We start from the raw sequence: 17,830 nt of genomic DNA, 5'->3' as shown, positions 1-17,830 counted from the left end.
TGGCTCCAACTACGGCAGGTACCTTTTCGTTTACACATTCCCTATATTAAACGACGAACAGTTGGATGACAAAATTAATGGTTGACGGTGGCAGATCAGCTTTATATTATGTAGGAAGAACGTTCTGATGAAAACATAAAATGAATTGGCGTGTTACCACCCCAGAGGGCATGAGCCAAGAAGCGAACATGAGACTATACTCGCTTCTTGGCTCTTTTTGCGTTCCGGAGGCATGAAAGCGTTAACTTTAGAAATGAGGAGGCGGTGAACCGTGAGTAAAGGAATGATTCTGCAGGTGGAGCGGGTCGTTGGCAGTAATATTGTTCTGGCCCGGTCGCACCAGAATACCAAGGAGTACGTACTGATTGGCAAAGGGTTGGGATTTGCGTTCAAGGCGGAAAGCACCGTTCAGGCCGATGATCCGCGGATTGAGAAAAGGTTCCGGCTGGAAGACCGGGAGGAGTGGGGGCAGGCGCAGGAGCTGATAAAGGATCTGGACCCCAATGTCATCGACATCTCTGACCGAATTATCCGTCTCATCGCTGATCAGTTTCCCGGCAAGCTGAATGACAAGATCTACCTTGCTCTTCCGAGTCATATTCAGTTCACCTTATATCGTATCCGCAACGGGATGGAGATTCTGAATCCTTTTCTTACGGAGACAAAGCTCAGTTTTCCGAAAGAATTCGAAATTGCCTCGGAAGCGGCGGCCATGATCGGAGAGGCCTTTGGCGTAGAGGTACCGGAGGATGAGGCCGGGTTCCTGACATACCATGTGTACTCCTCCGTAAATCACGTCCCTGTCGGACAGTTGGTTAAGGTATCCAATGTGATCAGCAAACTTCAGTCGATTATTGAAGATGAGGGTGGTGTTCGCTTTGATCAGGGCAGCCTTAGCCAGGCAAGACTCATGATACACCTGCGCTTCTCCATGGAACGCCTGTATCAGCAACCGATGACGGCCCCCACCTTCGCACAATATGTGAAAAATGAATATACGTCTGAATACCAGCTGGCCAGAAAACTAAGCGCTGTAATGGCCGAGGATTTGGGTACAGAAGTGCCTGAGGAAGAAACGGCTTTTCTCACAATGCATTTATACCGGCTTTTTCAAACCCATGCCAAAACCAACAACAGAAAGGACAACACACAATGATCTGGAAATGGAAAAACAACAAATCTGCCAAAACATCTGAAACAATATCCGTTGCCTCCCCGCTCACCGGAACCTGCGTCAGTTTGGAAGAAGTGCCTGACGAAGCGTTCGCGCAAGGAATTATGGGACCGGGAGTCGCAATGATTCCCCAGGAGGGCAGGCTGGTCGCCCCTATCGACGGCACTGTGGTGCACCTGATCAAATCGCACCATGCCTTAATGATTGAGCATGCTTCCGGGCTGCAGCTGTTGCTGCATATCGGTATGAATACTGTCAGCCTGAAAGGACAGGGTTTCACACCCCAAGTGCAGACCGGGGATCAAGTCACTATCGGTCAGACTCTGATTGAATTTGACCTGAATGCGATCGCTTCCGCCGGTTATCCGGTCATCACCCCTGTCATCGTTGCGAATGCGGCTGAACAGTCGTGGGAGTCACACCCGGAGTATGGCAGCTTAGAAGCAGGCATGGGAACGATCATGAAAGTCAGCTTATCCAAATAACCTAAATCAAAAAAAGAAAGGAAGAACAATATGCTGAAATCACTGCAAAAGCTGGGAAAATCCCTGATGCTTCCTGTAGCAACCTTGCCTGCAGCAGGGATTCTTCAAGGCCTCGGTCTTCTTAATTATGAAAAGGACATTCCGCTCGGTCCCGTGATCGGGGGATTTCTTAATCAGTATGTAGTCCCATTCCTGAATGAGGGCGCGGGGGCGATCTTTGGCAACCTTGCGCTCATCTTCGCCATTGGGGTGGCAATCGGACTGGCGGGGGATGCGGTCGCCGCGCTTTCCGCCCTGATCGCTTATATGGTACTGACGCGGATTCTGGGAGCCGTTCCAAGTGTATTCGGCTATATTCCTGACGATGTCAAGCTGGATATGGGCGTATTGGGCGGGATATTTGCCGGACTGCTTGCAGCCTATATGTATAAAAAATATCATACTATCAAGCTTCCTGACTGGCTCGGCTTCTTCTCCGGCAAACGCTTTGTGCCGATGGTGACCGCCGGCTCCATGCTGGTGTTGGCCATTCTGTTCGGCATGATCTGGAGCCCGATTCAGGATGCCATCGGTGCTTTCGGCGCCTGGATTGTAGGTTTTGGCGGCGTTGGCTCCATGGTGTTCATGATCGCCAACCGCCTGCTCATCCCGCTCGGTCTGCATCATGTCCTCAACTCCATCGCCTGGTTCCAGATTGGAGATTATACCAATGCAGCCGGGGAAGTCGTGCACGGCGACCTGACCCGCTTCTTCAACGGAGACCCTACGGCAGGCATGTTCATGTCTGGCTTCTTCCCGATTATGATGTTCGCTCTTCCGGCAGCGGCGCTAGCCTTGATTCATACAGCCCGGCCTGAAAAGCGCAAAATGGTCGCTTCGATCTTTATCGGAGCAGCGGTCGCTTCGTTCTTAACGGGTATCACCGAGCCGCTCGAGTTCTCCTTCATGTTCGCGGCTCCTCTGCTGTATGTAGTGCACGCTATTCTTACCGGTGCAGCAGCCCTGATCATGTACCTGCTGAACGTTAAGCTGGGCTTCGCCTTCTCTGCAGGTCTGATCGATTACCTCGTGAACATGAAGCTGTCAACCAATCCGTTGCTCATGATCCCGGTCGGACTCGCATTTGCGGTCGTCTATTATTTCCTGTTCCGGTTCATGATTGTCAAGTTCAACCTGAAAACGCCGGGGCGCGAAGATGACGCTTATGATGCCGATACCCCCACTGATACTTCCGCCGTGGCAGCGTCTGCCGACACCAAGGCTGGTAAGGTGCTTGCCGAGATCGGGGGAACAGATAATATCGAGAGCATTGACGCCTGCATCACTCGCCTCCGGCTAGTTGTTAGGGACGACAAAGCCGTCAACGATCGGGCACTCAAACAGCTTGGCGCTTCCGGCGTCATGAGGCTCGGTGGTGGAGCTGTGCAGGTTATCTTCGGCACTCAGTCTGAAATCCTGAAGGATGAGATTAAGAAGCTGATGTAACGCTCGTCCTCCTGTGAGTTTAAACGGCCGAGAACAAGGGTATTTCCCCCCCCTGTTCTCGGCCATTTTTGGTTAATCAAGAAGCACGGGATATTCTTTTGAAACGGTTTTGATTGAAAAAAAGAGAGCAAGCTGTATGCCCACTCTCTCTGTGTTAATAGACAAATCTGCGCTGTGCCCAATAGCTGAATACAAAGATGGACACCTCAGTTAACAGCTTGGCTGCGAGCAGCGGAATAATCAGCTTTTCATTATAAAAATACAGTAAACCGTAGTTTAATAACAGCACCAGTAGGACAAGTGAGAAGTATTTGGGCAAAGACTGCCGAACCTTCGAGGTTCGTCCAGCTGAAAATACGTACTTCCGATTCATCGTGTAGTTGAAGAGTGAGCTGCATAGTCTCGCTGCAACAACCGACAGAAACAGATTATGCGTGAAATACTGAATAACGAATAGTAATGCAAAATCAATTAGAGCAGACAGCAACGAAGATGTGCTGAACATCAGGATGGGCCTATAGATTCGGAACGAATCGACCAGCGGGCGGAAATGAGAGGATTCATTGTGATCCAGATACACCGTATCAATAAACTCCTCCGTAATCTCGTACCCTTCCTTGTGTGCACTTAACAGCATGTTCATCTCGTATTCAAACCGTTCCCCGGGGATCTGGTTCAGCCAGTCCAGCATGGCGTAGGGAAAACCGCGCAGACCCGTCTGTGTGTCATATACTTTGGTACCTGTCGTGAGGGAAAAGACCGCTCGTGTAACGGTGTTGCCAAAACGGCTCCGTGCTGGAATCTTACCACTGAAGCGACGGCTGCCGAGTACAATTCCGGGTGTCGTTTGTGCCAGCAGCACTTCGAAGATACGCTTAATATCATGTGGCAGATGCTGTCCGTCACTGTCCGCGCACACTACACCACCCTGAGGCCCATACTCCTTAATATACTGAAAGCCTGTCTTCAACGCCCTACCCTTCCCCAGATTGACGGGATGTGTCAGGATCGTACAGCCATAGGCTTCTGCCGTCTCGAAAATCCCACGGTAACCCGGGCCACTGCCATCATCCACAATCACAATAGGTCCAAGCTTAAATGTCTGTAACTGCAGAACGAGATTCAGCAAACGCACATCGGGTTCATAGGATGGAATTAATATCGTCATGATCCTTGTCCCTCCGTCAGATATAGAATGTCACTTACGCCACGTTCCTGGTTGCGCCCCAGTGGATTATTGACGACTCTGCCCATAAAATACATCGTGGATGAACCGCCGCCGTCCAGATTGTAGGCTTCGGTTGCTCCAAGGCCTTTCATGACATCGGCCAGTTCTGCCAAGGTCATGCCACGACTGTCGTCCTGCCGCCCGTCCACCACTACGAAGACGTAATGATTCGGAGCAATCATGCCGATTGCTGTTCTTGGATTCGCATCCTGGATGGAGCGGTTGCCGAAGTTGTTGTCAATTTTTACACTGCTAAAATCACTGACAATCTCGCCATCCTGAATCAGAATGGGTCCAAAGGATAATGTATTGGTGGCACCTTCGCTCAGCAGTTCCGAGGAAGAAATCTCGTTCTCGTTATATGTTTTCATCGTTCCGTCGTTGAACAGGGCCAGTGCATCCCGTGTTGGGCTGTCCCGGTACAATGTTCCATTTCGAATAATGACACCATCATCACGGAATCCATAATAATCACCATTAATGGCAAAGATCGCATTGTTGGCTGCGGCAATCTCTGACGTATTCTCGGTAATGTTCGTTCCAAAACTGTTATCCGCCAGTGCTGTTCTCAGGCTGCTTGCATCCGTTAGCTGAACATCAGCGACATAATACGTAATTTGATCCGAGCCAGATCCTGACTGTACCTTATCAATATGGACCTCCATATCATCGCTCGAATAATTCCAATCATCTGACGTTGCATTCACTTTAGTTGCGGTGGTCGGAGTACTGGTGGAATCATTCGTGTTGCCCGTTGCTGCCGTTGCTGTGTTCTCATCCGCTACAACCACCTGCACATGCCGGATCAGGTAACGGTCAGCCAAGCTGTACAGGATTCCACCTACTGCGAGCACAAGGACAAGTGTGATGATGAGCCATCTTCGCTTTCTAGGGGAGATCGGTCTTTTATGGGGGTCTTTCCGGGTTGGTTTCTGATAGATCTTCATCATGTCAAGCTCACCTCTTCATCTAAGTTCTTAAGGCCATATTAGGCCGGGGAGCTTAAATGAATCTGAAACTAAATAACTTGAACTAAAGAATATTCACACTGACACTACGATGACAGAGCAACCATCCAATCGCTGTTATTGTGTAAATGAATAGTTCAATAAAATAAGGTGATCCGTTTTCCCAATGAGGAAAGCAGATCACCTTGATTTTTAATCTATATAACCTTAAATGTCGCTGTTATTGTATAGATGTTTCGTTCAGCTTACAGATCAAAACATCTTCGTCAGAGCTTCCTGTTATACGTATGGAAATAGAGCATCATATGCGGGACAAGGCCGCTTTTTCAGGAATTCCGTTAACGCTGGTGGCTGCTGGGCATAGATATCCTTCAACGACGTTCCTTTATAGATGTTGCCAATGACGACAGGATGACATAACTCACAGATGAGAATATCTCCGTTGCCGTGCAAGTGAAGTTGTTTCGTGCCATCCACGCAATTAGAGAAATACACGCCCGGTTGCTCCCGCAAATTCAACTGTTCCGCAAACCGGTCCATACAGGTGAAATAGAGCGTTGTATCTGGCTTTTTATGCTCAATTAATTCCGTTACAGATCGAATGAGAGACGCTTTGGATACAATCTGGCTCCAGTCGGTATGCGGCATCTTAATGCTGTTCTGGATCTCATGGATGCGCACACCCAGATCATACACCTTATCGCTAATGGCCTGCATGTTCGCTTGATTCCCTTCAAACAGTAACGTTTCCAGTACCGTCTCCAGACCGGCTTCCGTGCACAAACGGATATTCTGCTCCAGTCTCTCATACATGCGAGGATGCACACGGTAGTACGCAGCATACGACTCCGCATCCGTATAATTGAACGAGATATGAATGTTGGACAAGCCTGCATCACGCAACGCGAGAATCCGTTCTTCTGTCAGCAGACTGGCATTACTGTTCAATTGTGTATCGATGCCATGTGCCGCACAGTACGTCACGATCTCCAGGCAATCCTGGTATTTCAGGGTAACTTCGCCCCCGGACAATCGCACGCGCTTAAGACGAGGAAGCTCACTAATAATACGGATGACTTCCTGACTACCGATGCACGCTCCATCGTCCCGATTGTAGGCGCAGCAATAGTCGCATTTATAATTACAGTTCGATGTCACTCCAACTTCAAGCCCTTCCAGCTCATATACGCCGGGTGTTTCAAGTTCGAGTGATTTATATTTGTTTTTGGCTGTCAATTCGTTGTACCTCCCGATTCTCTCATTCAATCCACGTTTGGGTAACTTGAAGAGTATAGCGGATAGCACACGGTTGACGATATGACATTATGTACGTTGGTTGTTGTAAAAGTGTGATGAAAGGAAATCCCCGGAGCCCTCTATTGTATGTCATCCATGTTGAACTCAGGATTATAGGCAAACTCGTGGCTCGCCAGCAAACTCGATCGCCCTTTCAAAAACACGTTCTATATTTAATACGAGTTATAGAAATCTTCTTTTACAATGGCATACATCTTCAGATCCTGAAGTTCATTTTTTACCTTCATGTATTTTCTCAGCACACCTTCAAATTGCATGCCTGCCTTCTCCATGACTTTCGCGGAGCCCGTGTTCTTCACTAAACATTGAGCCTGGATTCGTTCCAATCCCACTTCGTCAAATCCAAATTGGATGATTCGTTTCACTACTTCGGTCATGTAGCCTTGATTCCAATATTGATCAGATAACACATATCCCAACTCGACTCTCCTGTTATCGCTATCACACCCTAGATAGTTACAACTCCCAATCAGTCTCTTGGTTTGTTTATCTTCAATGCCCCATGGGCCTATTAAATTCACATCATACCGGCTCATGACAAAATCCAAAAAAGCTTTGGTATCTTCTTTGCTCTGATGCGCGTCCCAAGTGGTGAACTCCGAGACAGCGGGTACAACACAATAACTATACATATCATCCAGATCATCATAGGTAAGCCGCCGGAGTATCGTCCTTTCGGTCTCCAACACCGGAAATGGTTCGAAGAAACTTTCAATCGTTTTCATAGATTCGCCTCCCTGAGATTGTTAAGAAAAGAAATCCATAACCGTTCGATCCGCGCTGCCTACTCATCTGTTATAAAATCAAGGCCACAATCTGCGTGTCTTCCACTGCCCATCTTGCATCACATATTGGACTCGCACATGCTTGCGCTCTGAATCTCCCTGCCAGAACTCCACCTCTTGTGCATTCACGGCATATAAACGCCATTGAGATGTAACGACATCGGGATCACGTTGGATGCGTTCTTTCTGGGCTTCAATGGCATTATCCAGCACTTTCTCACTATTCAAAACCTCACTCTGATGCCCTGTCATGGCAACTGCTCGCGCTCCAGCTGAACGCTTGCGGAAATCATCAGCGCCCGCTTGATCTCCCTGATCCTCAGCAATTCCCTTTATCCGAATCTGTCTTCCAAGTGAAGGCCAGTAGAAGGTGAGAGCCACATGAGGGTTCTCCTTCAACTGCTGCCCTTTTCGGCTCTCCGAACTGGAAGCAAAATAGAACGTTTCGTCGATTACGTTTTTCAAAATTAACACCCGCGCATCAGGATAACCATCGTGATCCACGGTGGAGATCGTCATGGCATGAGGTTCTTTCACTTCGTTCTCAACCGCCAATCTCAACCACTCCAAAAATAGCTTCCCTGGCCGCTCCGGCAACTGCCCCATATCCCACGTTGGAAATGGTCCAGATAAAGACTTCAAATGTTGTAGCAGTTCAATGGGTTGATTACTCATGTCATCGCCTCCGTTTGTTATTTTATACCATTGTAATACATTGGGACCTATGAGTCTGTACATCCTGATTATGTCGACTGATCAGCTCTGGATCTAATAAACAACTACTCTAGATGACTTAATGCATTTGCACTACTAAGTTTCCAACCGTGCCTTCCCTTTTCAACGGTATGTACACTGGTGTTACCCATGGGATAAAAGCTGGACTGATTGCTCCATTCCCGATTCTCAAGCAGATAATACAGGATGTTAATCACTCCGCCGTGAGTAATTAACAGTACATTGGACTTGAGTGTATTCTCCTCTAAATCTCTGAAAAGATTCTCGAAAGCGGTGCTTATCCGGCTATAAAAGTCTCTTGGACTTTCTCCTCCCGGAAAAGGGGAATGCATCTCAAGGGTGTTGAAATACACTCCTGGATAATGCACTTCCGCATCTTTATGAAGCATACCTGCCAACTCTCCGTTATTCATCTCCCGCCAATCTTTCATGAAGATCGCCTGCATGTTTAATCTCTTCTCAATTTCTCGTGTTGTCTGTGCTGCACGAGGCAGATCACTGCTCATGATGGTATGTATGTTGTACTCCTCAGCATGATGATGCAAATGCTCTCCCAATTTCCTGGATTGATTGATCCCCTGTTCCGTGAGTCCACGCTCACTCCATCCGCCTCGATAGCCTTCCTCATCCATCCCATGCCTTACCAGATAAATTTTCAAGATCTCTCCTCCTTTTCAGATTCCACTAAACAGATTCCTTAACATACATACCTACTTTACGTTTATAGAACCTTTCAATAGAATCAAATAAACCCGACCTCAGATAGCTTCTATCCAAGATCGGGCATTTCCTGCAACCCATTTATCTTACAAATGTGTTATGAACTCGTTCCGACTTGATAAAATAAGGAATCCAGATGGCACAAGTAAGTACCGATTTGCCTATATCCCTTAACGAGCTTCCATCCTCAAATTCTCTCGCCATTGGAATCTGGAGCAACAACAGATAATCAATAATACTAACGGCCAGACTGACACTATAAAACATGATCATAAGACGAGGAAAAATCGATTTTTTGCTATAAAGAGCAATGATCGTATAAATGCCAAACACTAAAAATAGCACGTTATATACCGTCTCAAAAATAACGACCGGTCCCCATAGCGGGTGATAATATTCAGATTGCTCCGAAGTTAGCAGCTCCCAAGTCTCGGTTGTAAGCGTGGGCAAACAATACAACACCAACTGGATCGCCAGGAAAATCACCGTAAGAAATAATCCAATCTGGACAAGAATCAGCCAACCACCCAATCCCGATACGCCTAGTGGACGGTAGTCTGTTTTTGGTTCTTGAATATGTGGTTCCACTTCGTAACACTTCCTTATATCATTTTGTTTTTCTGAGATAAGTCTTCCTCGTAACAGTACTGTTGCAATTCGAATCTACGGGTGCTTCTATCTCCTTACTCCAAGTGCATTGTATGTATGTTCTGATACTCTTCTATAGCTGCCTCGCACCCTCCTATCATATAGAATTTTACACAACTTCCTTATTGTACTACGAGTGTCAAGGAAGAAGCTTCAATTTCAGAACATTATACTTATACGCTGTAACAGTAAAGAAGACCTTCGCTATACTTCCGCCATGTTCAGCATAGTACGTGTACATCATAATGCTCTTATACAGATGCAGATGGTGACTCTGCATTTGACATCTACAAAGGAGGATATGGATATGCCCATACCCAAAGTAAAACTTTTGCCTTTTGCCGATATTTCAGATTATGTCGAAGGCTTCGATATCGTTTCCACCCAGTGGGGCGGTGATGGCCTTGTCTATGTACTGTTGATGAATCAGATCCCTAAAAGAAAACGAGGTATGTTCGTCCAAAGTAAATTGAACCAAAGCTATACGTACAAAGTGCTTATTGTGACTGATCAAACTATTGAGGAAGTTGTCATCTGGGGACAGACGTTCAATTATCATTACGTACAACCATTACATGATCATCTGCTGCTCGTCGGAGCACGGTGTGCGAATTATGGGAATGAACAGGTTGATCTGAACGCCAAAGTGTGTGATTTAGACGGAAATACCATTCGCGAGTTTTTGTTGGGAGACGGGATCCAAAGTGTGCAGGTCACAGAAAAGGGAACGATCTGGACCAGTTACTTTGATGAAGGGGTATTTGGTAACTACGGTTGGAGCGATCCGATTGGATCATATGGTCTGCTGGCCTGGGATGAGCACGGGAATAAACGATATGAAAATCGTGAAGCTGACATTGCGGATTGTTACGCACTCAATGTGGTGAATGAGAAGCAGGTCTGGTTCTACTTCTATACCGATTTTGAACTCGGTTGTATCTCAGGGGGCACCTGTGAACCCAACGTTACATTCACGAATCCAAACATCTCCGGTTCCTCCGGCTTCAGTACGGATGGTTATCATTTCTTGTTCGATGCCGGGTACGGTAAACATGGGACGTTTGTGCTTAAGAAGATGGAGAAGCCCGGAAGATTCAGCAAGGGGCAGAAGATTGATTTATTAAATGAAAATGGTCGGCCCTTCAAGCAGGCAAGGCAGGATTTTCGCCAACATCGTCTGCTACTCAGTGAAGGTAACTTGTTGTATCGGGTAACGATGGAGGAGATTCTTTCAGCAGCTCCTGGTTTGGATTAGTGGAACAGCGTAAAGAGGGTTATTTCTTAAAAGACATTCCCTCTTCTTCCAAAGCGCTTCGCAGTTTAGGTATGGCAGATAGCCCGATTCCGTGCAGCTTCAGGATTTCTTTCTCCGTGTACTCCGCAACTTGCTGTAGTGTTGTAATCCCTTCATTCTCCAAGGCTCGTCTGGCGGGAGCAGACATCAAGGCTAGAAATCCATTTTTCGGTTTACGTTCAGCTTCGCACGTTGGACAGGTTGGGCAATCACTTTTTTTATAATACGAATGTCCTTGTTCGCATGTTCTGAGTGTTCCTTTATCGTTTGCCATATGGGCATCCCCTCCTGGATTAAGTATTCAACCAGTTCTTCATATCTGAAATCATGTTTTCGTATTGTTTCAAAGCCTCTAAAGTGTAAATGACTTGTGATGTTCCCACTAACTGTTCCTCTATGTCCGTACATTCAATCCACAGTGACCGTTTAAGACTATATTCGAGCCAGTCCAACTTTCCAGCAAAACCATTATCCAGAACCACTTCCCAATTGGCTGTTAGACTCCCCACTCGCTTCTCATAACCAGCTATAAAAGCCAAGAACTTTTCCTTGTTTATACTTCCAGTGCTACCTACTGACCAATACACAGCGGTCTCGACCAGATCATGCATGGGATTAATATAACCTGCCGATTCCCAATCGATAATAATAGGTATGCCTTGTTTCCACATCACATTCTTCGGCTCCAGATCTCTGTGACTAATTACCTTATCGGATGCTAGCATTGAAGATGACTTCTTAGCCTTTGTGCTCCACTCATACAGCTTATTGATATTGGAATCCAAAATATCAATCCATTCTATATTCTCTTTCTTTCCTTTGTTCAGATAAAACATCCAATCTATTGTTTTAGGATTAGTTACCTGTGAACTATCCAATTCTAGTTGTCTAAAATCCGTTTTGTGGATATCTGCAAGGATCGTACCCATCAGAGAACTGTTATTGATCGTGACTTCATCTTGTTCCAAACATTGACCCTCAATCCAATCAAATATTAGATAGAATTGATTATCAATGTTATGCATAGAAGCGCCCTTTAACATTTTTGCAGGTTGAGCATGGATATGTTCAGCTGCCACGTTTGCTATTTTTTCTGAATCCATATAATTTTGCACAGCAGAAGGTCTTATCATGATCTGTGGATTCAATGCCTTAACTGCATAATTAGCTTGCGTCGTTTCAATGCTGTACATTCGATGAAGAAGTCCACCTGAGATTGGTTTGGGCGAACTGATCAATTCACCAAGCTGTAATTCGCTACACAGTTTATTGAAATTCAAATTATATTGAGTATCATTCATATGTCATCCCCTCATTTTGGCTATTTGTCTGGAGCAAAGCTTACAAACCGTACTCAGCAAAAATGGCTGCATATTTCTTTTCAAATATCGTCCAACGCTTTTCGACTCCGTATTTGGCATGTAGTTGCTCTAAATAATGCTTGGCTTCTTCCGTATCGCCGGCTTGTAGCAGGAAGCGGAAAGTTTCTTCACTTAAATGTAGCGCTGTCTTCGCCATATAATAATGGACTATATCTCTGGCCCCTGTTAGCGAGTGTAGGAATGAAATACCCTCTTCCAAATGTGAAACCAGTTCTTTCGATAAAGCGTCCTGATCAACATCAGGCGTTAGGGAATAGTGGTCTGGGGCGGATGGGACTATTTCCTCGATCCGGCAAGTAAAATGCGATTTGTTCTCCAATATGGCCCCACTCAAAGCAACGGACTGCAACTCCGCAAGCTCGGTGGAATGGACACTACAGTTAATATAAAACTGCACATGCCTACTGCTGTTACTTTGATTTCTGGACGTTGAACTTGTATATGAGGTGTTTAGTAAAAACGGGTTTGACGTCTGTGTTGATGATCTTCTTAAACAGTTCCTGCAAAAGATATCTCTCGAATTCGAGAATATAATGATAAACACCAGAAAAGCCACTTAATGTTTTGTTTTGTCAAACTTCGACAAATGCAAACTCTATTTGTCTCCATTTGTCACTTTATAATAGTTCTATACTACCAAGTTATTGTTTTACACATCCAGATAATCCTACTTTATAATCAATTTGTATTATTATGTATTTAAATAAATAATTTTCATATATAATATAATCTATAATGTACATCAAATTACATATTTGGTTTACATATTAAAATGAATGGTGGGTTTACAAATATGAGAAAAAAACTATCGATACTCAGCTCTTCACTGTTATTAGGTTCATCTTTATTATTACCTGCTTCAGTGTTTGCAGAATCCGTAGATGCTACGACTAAAAACAGTTCGCCGAGTAATAACATCGAAACTAATCAGAGTAATCTTAAAGCAGCATTTAAAGACCATCTGATTACTTTTGTAACTTCTAATGAAGCTGATGCGGGTACCGATTCTTTAATTTGGATCAGCATTATAGGAAGTAACGGAAAGTCTAGCGAAATATTGCTTAATAATTATAATATTGACAACTTTGAAAGAGGAAAAACAGACGTCATCAACTTTAGTAGTGAAGATGTTGGACAAGTGCAGGCTATAGCTTTAAAGTCAGATGGTAGCGGTTGGAAATCTGGCTGGTTAATCAGTAAAATCACACTAGACGGAAAGCAATTTAATATACCGGGACGTTTCTTTGGTGAAAACGGCCTAGATACTGTTGTACTATTCCCTAAATAATAAGTTAAGAAAAGAAGCTTAAATTCAGATAGATGAACTGTGACCCGTAAGATGGACACTTTGAAAAAAAGTGCCCTCTTAGGGTTTTTTTGTGTTTTAATCAGATTTTAAAAGTTTCTGAGGTTGTAGATTATGGGGAAAATCAAACGGTTTTTTACGGAAAATGAGATCAAGATACTGAAATCGAATCTATCCATTCCTCGCGTATCCGAGAAGAATATCACGTACTCCCCTGCCTTTAAGATTGCGGCTGTACAGGCACAATCAGGTGGGGCATACACCCATGGAGATCTTCGTACAGGCAGGATTTAACGTTGAACTGATCGGACTGGAAACGCCAAAAAGATGTTTGGAGCGTTGGAGGAAAACATAAGCTCTTCAGATGAAGCTGGTCTGCTGGAAGAACGTAGGGGGAAGGGAAGCTCAGGCAGACCGGTTAGTCGTGAACTATCGGATCAGGAAAAGCTTCGTCTTGCTGAGGCACGTATCAAGCTTTTGGAAGCTGAGAATGAACTCTTAAAAAAGCTAGAAGCGATCGAAAGGCACAAAGACAACAATGAACTACTAGCGTCTTCCGAGCGCTTCTAGATCATCAATTAGGTCATTCGTAAACATGGGCTGAGACGCGTGACTCGCTATCTTTGAAGCTTGCTGAAGTCAGTACAAGCGGGTATTATCGCTAGTGTGCGGCGGAAGAACACCGCCAGCTTCGAGAGGCTGCCGATGAACAAGACTTCTTACTTCTGAAGTCGCACTTTGATTCACCTAGAGGGAAATCAGGCGCATTGGTCATTAAAATGAGGTTAGAACGGCTTCATGGAATCATTATGAATCACAAAAAAATTCGCCGTTTGATGCGGAAATTCAGACTCGTTACTGTGATCCGTCAAATGAATCCTTATCGTAAAATGGCTAAAGCGACGCAAGAGCACCGCACCTGTCCGAATCTCCTGAAGCGTCAATTTGACCAGGGAGAGCCTGAAATGGTATTACTAACCGACATTACTTATATGCATTATGGAAATGGACAGCGGGCTTATTAATCCTATGTAAAAGATGGTGCAAAAAAAGAAATCTTAGCCCACTACTTGTCCTCTTCGTTGGAGTTGTCTCTTGTTCAACGAACACTGAAGCGACTGCTTGACCATCTAGATGGGGAATTACATCTGGAGGCGATCTTTCACTATGATCAGGGTTTCCATCACACACATCCTGAAGTTCGTTCCATGATTGCTAAAGCTGGGTTCAAACAATCGATGTCACGAAAAGGAAACTGTGGGGATAATGCTTCAATGGAGACGTTTTTCGGGCATATGAAGAATGAATTAGAGTTCAAGGATTGCTCATCCCTACAAGAACTGAGAGTTCGTGTCAACAAGTACATCACGTATTACAATACCGAACGCTACCAATGGACATTAAAAAAGATGACTTCTGATGAATACAGATGTCATCTCATTGCTGCTTAATGAATAGGGACCCTTTTTAGCAGATTCCACAATTGGGGTGACAGTTCAAGATTCTGATTTAAGCCTCTTTTCTTTTAACACGATGTTCCCTTTTTCCTGATTACCGCATTCCATTCAACACTAAAATAAACCTATGAAGACCGTTGCATCGTGAGTCAGGTATTTATGTTATTCATTCGTAACTAAAGATGTGCCACTACTTGTACTAGCAATAGTGGATAGACTCTTCATCTATATGCTCGGCAAAAACGCTGTACAATTCCTTCGGATTTCTCATACAGTTCGGATGCAACATCGCCTTATCCTTTAGCTTCTTTTCGCAGCATATGAGCCAATTTGTACATCTCAGCAATGTCATATCTGTTCTGCTTCTGGAATCTCCGAATCGCTTCGTCGATCTCAACAACCTCCACCGCAACTACCTGCTCGCCATCCTCTGGATTCAGCGGATCAGCAACAAGTTCAACGTCACCATAACCGATGATTCTTACAAAATGGGGGTGCGGGATATGCGGTCGATATGGCTCCAACGCACTGGATGTACAATGGAATTGACCAAAAATCTGATAGGAGCGGATTTCTGCCCCAAGTTCCTCCATCAGTTCGCGCTTCAGTCCGTCCATATACGGCTCACCTGCTTCAAGCGTCCCCCCAGGCAGCTCCCAGTCTCCATTATCCAGTTGAAAAACAACACATTGATCCCCGACAAATGGAATGATACTAATATTGCTCACCTGCTTTTCATCCACGATGGCATTTAATCTGAACTCTGCCTCAATAATGCCCCAATGAATCGACGTCGTCAGTGCCGGGAATTGTTCTGCATTCAAGCTGCTCAACCGCATCCGTTCCTCTCTATCTAAAATAAAATCTCTCATTTATATACTTCTCCCAATTATAGATGAAAATGAAGAAAGAAGGCCACCTTCCCCTTGAGGGAATACATGACCTTCTCGTCCTTAACCACATCAGATCGTTCCTGACAACTTACCTAATGTCTAATGATGAACCAGCTTTCCCTTTTCCAAAAAAAGAACCCGGCTACAGAGCGGCAAAATCCGCTCATCATGCGTAACCATCACTGCACTCTTGCCCTGCTCTTTCACAAGCCGTGCAATCATGCCGACAATATCCAGTCCGCGCTCCGCATCCAAGCTAGCTGTCGGTTCATCCGCGAGCAGGACAGCCGGATCATTCATCAGCGCCCGCGCAATAGCGACCCGCTGACGTTCCCCGCCAGACAACTTCTCCGCATACGCCTTCCGCCGATGAGTCAATCCTACCGTATCCAGCAGCTCATCCACTCGTTTCTCCGCCTTGTTTTTATCCGTTCCGGCGAGCTTCGCGACCACCATCAGTTGTTCTTCTACTTTCAGGTAAGGAATGAGGTTGGCACTTTGAAATATAAAACCAAGCTGCTTAAGCCGTATATCATATATATCTTGTTTGCTTTTGCCCATAATAGAAGCCCCGTCCAACAGAACCTGTCCTTCCGTTGGTTCAAGAAGTGCGCCAGCAATGGACAGGAATGTACTTTTGCCAGAGCCGGAAGGCCCCATCACAGCCACAAGTTCCCCTTCGGCCACCTCAAGATCGAGCTTATCCAGAATCGTGCGTTTACTGCCACCATCTTCAAAGGTCTGGGTAATTCCCTGTAATACCAATCGGTTTCTCATGCTGCTGCCCTCCCTATCGCATCAAGTGCATCAATTTTGGTAACCTTCCACACTGAAAATAATGAACCCGCCATAGACATCAGGATGAACAATACACAGGTCAGTGCGAGGGTGGATAAACCTAATTGAAACGGCATTGATGCAGGCAGAATGGACTCAAACAGTCGAACCAACAGTACGCTAATGACCAGACTACCAACCGATAGAATGAATACTTGTAAAGAAACACTACCCGCCAGATATCCATTCCGCGTTCCGATTGCTTTCAATATGCCAAACTGACTTGTTTTCTGAATCGTGATGACATAGAAGAATACCGCAAGTACAAACGCTGAGATGACATATAGAAAAGCGATCATCATAAGCAACGATCCCTGCTCTTCCTTATATCCAGGAATAGCCGAAACGGCATCCGATTTCGTGATGACTTCCGTATCAGGCATTGCAGCACTTAGTTCGTCTACCTGCTCACCCGCGTCCTTTACCGCAATGGCATTGTATATCGGAGCATTGGCATTGGTGTCGGTTGAACCTTGTGTAGTCCGTGTCCCTCCTTGAAGCGTAAGCCATTCTTCTTCATTCAGGAACACGACCGGAGAGTGACTGAAAGACTCATTTTGTACAAATCCGCCAACAGTCCACTTCATCCCCGAAGCTTGATCGACCAGAACGGTGCCAATCGTCACACCAGATTCAGCTAACTTATGATCCACCACAACCTGCCCGTTGGTCTGATCCGTAATCGGAGTTCCTTCGGTAACCGCTGGAGCAAGCCAGCCCTCCGGATTCACCATGAACAACGTGACATCGATCTTTTTCGTGTCGCCCATTGGACTGACGGTTGTCATTTTCACACCGAGCGGCTCAGCGTTCTCTTTCCCCACTACGGAGCGAGCTTGATCAAGCTGATCCTGATCCACTTGTGACCGGGTAAACCGATGATTCGAATCCTGTTCCAGCACAAAGTGGGTTGCTGCCATATTTTTGACCGAAGCTGCGTTATCATACGCCAGCCCCTGTGCAAGACCTGTAACAAACAGTACCAGAAATGAAACCAGCACCATGATTGTAGCAATTAAGGCATACCGCCCTTTGGCATACCTCATTTCTCGAATAGCCAAGTACATGTTGTGTGACCTCCCTCTTGATAACCCAAGTATAGGAGGCGAAAATGAA

The 17,830-nt window shown here is 45.5% G+C and carries 22 protein-coding genes; 9 read left to right on the top strand and 13 right to left on the bottom strand.

What is annotated here, in order from left to right:
* Positions 1 to 271: 271 nt before the first annotated feature.
* From NLBNIHML_RS25515 to NLBNIHML_RS25505, 3 genes are read left to right on the top strand one after another with little or no spacing between them, the layout of a single operon-like run.
* Positions 272 to 1,156, top strand: a complete 885-nt coding sequence (locus tag NLBNIHML_RS25515; protein WP_494353097.1) for a PRD domain-containing protein — start codon at positions 272 to 274, stop codon at positions 1,154 to 1,156.
* On the top strand, positions 1,153 to 1,659 hold the full coding sequence (locus NLBNIHML_RS25510) for a PTS sugar transporter subunit IIA (RefSeq protein WP_494353096.1): 507 nt from the start codon (positions 1,153 to 1,155) through the stop codon (positions 1,657 to 1,659). Before NLBNIHML_RS25515 ends, NLBNIHML_RS25510 begins: the two co-directional genes overlap by 4 nt.
* A gap of 30 nt (positions 1,660 to 1,689) precedes the next feature.
* Positions 1,690 to 3,144 carry a PTS transporter subunit EIIC gene (locus NLBNIHML_RS25505; protein WP_494353095.1) on the top strand — a complete coding sequence of 485 codons (1,455 nt, stop codon included), beginning with the start codon at positions 1,690 to 1,692 and terminating at the stop codon, positions 3,142 to 3,144.
* A 154-nt stretch (positions 3,145 to 3,298) separates the two neighbouring features.
* Here NLBNIHML_RS25505 and NLBNIHML_RS25500 read toward each other — a convergent pair whose 3' ends face one another.
* The 7 genes from NLBNIHML_RS25500 to NLBNIHML_RS25470 all read right to left on the bottom strand — a co-directional run bounded on the left by NLBNIHML_RS25500 (position 3,299) and on the right by NLBNIHML_RS25470 (position 9,485).
* Positions 3,299 to 4,312, bottom strand: a complete 1,014-nt coding sequence (locus NLBNIHML_RS25500) for a GtrA family protein (protein WP_472473619.1) — start codon at positions 4,310 to 4,312, stop codon at positions 3,299 to 3,301.
* Positions 4,309 to 5,322, bottom strand: coding sequence for a phosphodiester glycosidase family protein (locus NLBNIHML_RS25495; protein WP_339259825.1), 1,014 nt, complete (start codon positions 5,320 to 5,322; stop codon positions 4,309 to 4,311). Before NLBNIHML_RS25495 ends, NLBNIHML_RS25500 begins: the two co-directional genes overlap by 4 nt.
* Positions 5,323 to 5,619: 297 nt before the next feature.
* Positions 5,620 to 6,576, bottom strand: a complete 957-nt coding sequence (locus tag NLBNIHML_RS25490) for a radical SAM protein (protein ID WP_339259822.1) — start codon at positions 6,574 to 6,576, stop codon at positions 5,620 to 5,622.
* A 233-nt stretch (positions 6,577 to 6,809) separates the two neighbouring features.
* Positions 6,810 to 7,382, bottom strand: coding sequence for a GNAT family N-acetyltransferase (locus NLBNIHML_RS25485; protein ID WP_339240620.1), 573 nt, complete (start codon positions 7,380 to 7,382; stop codon positions 6,810 to 6,812).
* Positions 7,383 to 7,460: 78 nt separating this feature from the next.
* Complete coding sequence (locus NLBNIHML_RS25480) at positions 7,461 to 8,117, bottom strand: pyridoxine/pyridoxamine 5'-phosphate oxidase (protein ID WP_494353094.1); 657 nt, start codon at positions 8,115 to 8,117, stop codon at positions 7,461 to 7,463.
* 104 nt (positions 8,118 to 8,221) lie between these two features.
* Positions 8,222 to 8,836 carry a histidine phosphatase family protein gene (locus NLBNIHML_RS25475; protein ID WP_494353093.1) on the bottom strand — a complete coding sequence of 205 codons (615 nt, stop codon included), beginning with the start codon at positions 8,834 to 8,836 and terminating at the stop codon, positions 8,222 to 8,224.
* Between the two features lie 142 nt (positions 8,837 to 8,978).
* Positions 8,979 to 9,485: a DUF2569 domain-containing protein gene (locus NLBNIHML_RS25470; RefSeq protein WP_494353092.1), complete on the bottom strand. Its 507-nt coding sequence runs from the start codon at positions 9,483 to 9,485 to the stop codon at positions 8,979 to 8,981.
* Positions 9,486 to 9,852: 367 nt separating this feature from the next.
* Between NLBNIHML_RS25470 and NLBNIHML_RS25465 the strand changes: the two genes are divergently transcribed.
* The gene (locus NLBNIHML_RS25465) at positions 9,853 to 10,800 is read left to right on the top strand and encodes a hypothetical protein (protein WP_494353091.1); all 948 of its coding nucleotides are present in this window, start codon (positions 9,853 to 9,855) and stop codon (positions 10,798 to 10,800) included.
* A gap of 19 nt (positions 10,801 to 10,819) precedes the next feature.
* Here NLBNIHML_RS25465 and NLBNIHML_RS25460 read toward each other — a convergent pair whose 3' ends face one another.
* Genes NLBNIHML_RS25460 through NLBNIHML_RS25450 form a run of 3 tightly spaced genes read right to left on the bottom strand, consistent with a single transcriptional unit; the run spans position 10,820 to position 12,618 of the window.
* On the bottom strand, positions 10,820 to 11,113 hold the full coding sequence (locus NLBNIHML_RS25460) for an RNA polymerase alpha subunit C-terminal domain-containing protein (protein ID WP_472473633.1): 294 nt from the start codon (positions 11,111 to 11,113) through the stop codon (positions 10,820 to 10,822).
* Positions 11,114 to 11,132: 19 nt separating this feature from the next.
* Positions 11,133 to 12,140, bottom strand: coding sequence for a phosphotransferase (locus tag NLBNIHML_RS25455; protein ID WP_472473635.1), 1,008 nt, complete (start codon positions 12,138 to 12,140; stop codon positions 11,133 to 11,135).
* Positions 12,141 to 12,180: 40 nt separating this feature from the next.
* Positions 12,181 to 12,618, bottom strand: a complete 438-nt coding sequence (locus NLBNIHML_RS25450; RefSeq protein WP_494353090.1) for a DUF4304 domain-containing protein — start codon at positions 12,616 to 12,618, stop codon at positions 12,181 to 12,183.
* A gap of 396 nt (positions 12,619 to 13,014) precedes the next feature.
* Between NLBNIHML_RS25450 and NLBNIHML_RS25445 the strand changes: the two genes are divergently transcribed.
* The 5 genes from NLBNIHML_RS25445 to NLBNIHML_RS25425 all read left to right on the top strand — a co-directional run bounded on the left by NLBNIHML_RS25445 (position 13,015) and on the right by NLBNIHML_RS25425 (position 14,978).
* On the top strand, positions 13,015 to 13,509 hold the full coding sequence (locus tag NLBNIHML_RS25445; RefSeq protein WP_494353089.1) for a PLAT/LH2 domain-containing protein: 495 nt from the start codon (positions 13,015 to 13,017) through the stop codon (positions 13,507 to 13,509).
* Between the two features lie 132 nt (positions 13,510 to 13,641).
* Positions 13,642 to 13,821, top strand: coding sequence for a hypothetical protein (locus NLBNIHML_RS25440; RefSeq protein ID WP_494353088.1), 180 nt, complete (start codon positions 13,642 to 13,644; stop codon positions 13,819 to 13,821).
* A 45-nt stretch (positions 13,822 to 13,866) separates the two neighbouring features.
* Positions 13,867 to 14,097, top strand: a complete 231-nt coding sequence (locus tag NLBNIHML_RS25435; protein ID WP_494353087.1) for a hypothetical protein — start codon at positions 13,867 to 13,869, stop codon at positions 14,095 to 14,097.
* A gap of 155 nt (positions 14,098 to 14,252) precedes the next feature.
* A complete protein-coding gene (locus NLBNIHML_RS25430) occupies positions 14,253 to 14,552 on the top strand; it encodes an IS3 family transposase (RefSeq protein WP_494354764.1) in 300 nt (99 codons plus the stop codon).
* A 45-nt stretch (positions 14,553 to 14,597) separates the two neighbouring features.
* A complete protein-coding gene (locus NLBNIHML_RS25425) occupies positions 14,598 to 14,978 on the top strand; it encodes an IS3 family transposase (RefSeq protein WP_494353086.1) in 381 nt (126 codons plus the stop codon).
* Between the two features lie 299 nt (positions 14,979 to 15,277).
* On the opposite strand, the gene NLBNIHML_RS25420 is transcribed toward NLBNIHML_RS25425, so the two are convergent.
* The 3 genes from NLBNIHML_RS25420 to NLBNIHML_RS25410 form a co-directional block, all read right to left on the bottom strand.
* Positions 15,278 to 15,856 (bottom strand): NUDIX hydrolase, encoded by a 579-nt coding sequence (locus NLBNIHML_RS25420; RefSeq protein ID WP_494353085.1) that lies wholly within the window; start codon positions 15,854 to 15,856, stop codon positions 15,278 to 15,280.
* 120 nt (positions 15,857 to 15,976) lie between these two features.
* Positions 15,977 to 16,654, bottom strand: coding sequence for an ABC transporter ATP-binding protein (locus tag NLBNIHML_RS25415; RefSeq protein ID WP_494353084.1), 678 nt, complete (start codon positions 16,652 to 16,654; stop codon positions 15,977 to 15,979).
* A complete protein-coding gene (locus NLBNIHML_RS25410) occupies positions 16,651 to 17,781 on the bottom strand; it encodes an ABC transporter permease (protein WP_494353083.1) in 1,131 nt (376 codons plus the stop codon). The genes NLBNIHML_RS25415 and NLBNIHML_RS25410 overlap by 4 nt, the downstream gene beginning before the upstream one ends.
* Between the last annotated feature and the right edge of the window lie 49 nt (positions 17,782 to 17,830).

It is taken from the genome of Paenibacillus sp. JNU01 (assembly GCF_059130585.1).
This window is presented reverse-complemented; position numbering and strand designations above follow the sequence as displayed.

Coding starts and splice junctions, on each gene's coding strand:
- NLBNIHML_RS25415 (WP_494353084.1), bottom strand. CDS start 16,654: ATGAGAAACCGATTGGTATTACAGGGAATTACCCAGACCTTTGAAGAT.
- NLBNIHML_RS25465 (WP_494353091.1), top strand. CDS start 9,853: ATGCCCATACCCAAAGTAAAACTTTTGCCTTTTGCCGATATTTCAGAT.
- NLBNIHML_RS25485 (WP_339240620.1), bottom strand. CDS start 7,382: ATGAAAACGATTGAAAGTTTCTTCGAACCATTTCCGGTGTTGGAGACC.
- NLBNIHML_RS25445 (WP_494353089.1), top strand. CDS start 13,015: ATGAGAAAAAAACTATCGATACTCAGCTCTTCACTGTTATTAGGTTCA.
- NLBNIHML_RS25505 (WP_494353095.1), top strand. CDS start 1,690: ATGCTGAAATCACTGCAAAAGCTGGGAAAATCCCTGATGCTTCCTGTA.
- NLBNIHML_RS25440 (WP_494353088.1), top strand. CDS start 13,642: ATGGGGAAAATCAAACGGTTTTTTACGGAAAATGAGATCAAGATACTG.
- NLBNIHML_RS25460 (WP_472473633.1), bottom strand. CDS start 11,113: ATGGCAAACGATAAAGGAACACTCAGAACATGCGAACAAGGACATTCG.
- NLBNIHML_RS25480 (WP_494353094.1), bottom strand. CDS start 8,117: ATGAGTAATCAACCCATTGAACTGCTACAACATTTGAAGTCTTTATCT.
- NLBNIHML_RS25510 (WP_494353096.1), top strand. CDS start 1,153: ATGATCTGGAAATGGAAAAACAACAAATCTGCCAAAACATCTGAAACA.
- NLBNIHML_RS25495 (WP_339259825.1), bottom strand. CDS start 5,322: ATGATGAAGATCTATCAGAAACCAACCCGGAAAGACCCCCATAAAAGA.
- NLBNIHML_RS25420 (WP_494353085.1), bottom strand. CDS start 15,856: ATGAGAGATTTTATTTTAGATAGAGAGGAACGGATGCGGTTGAGCAGC.
- NLBNIHML_RS25455 (WP_472473635.1), bottom strand. CDS start 12,140: ATGAATGATACTCAATATAATTTGAATTTCAATAAACTGTGTAGCGAA.
- NLBNIHML_RS25410 (WP_494353083.1), bottom strand. CDS start 17,781: ATGTACTTGGCTATTCGAGAAATGAGGTATGCCAAAGGGCGGTATGCC.
- NLBNIHML_RS25500 (WP_472473619.1), bottom strand. CDS start 4,312: ATGACGATATTAATTCCATCCTATGAACCCGATGTGCGTTTGCTGAAT.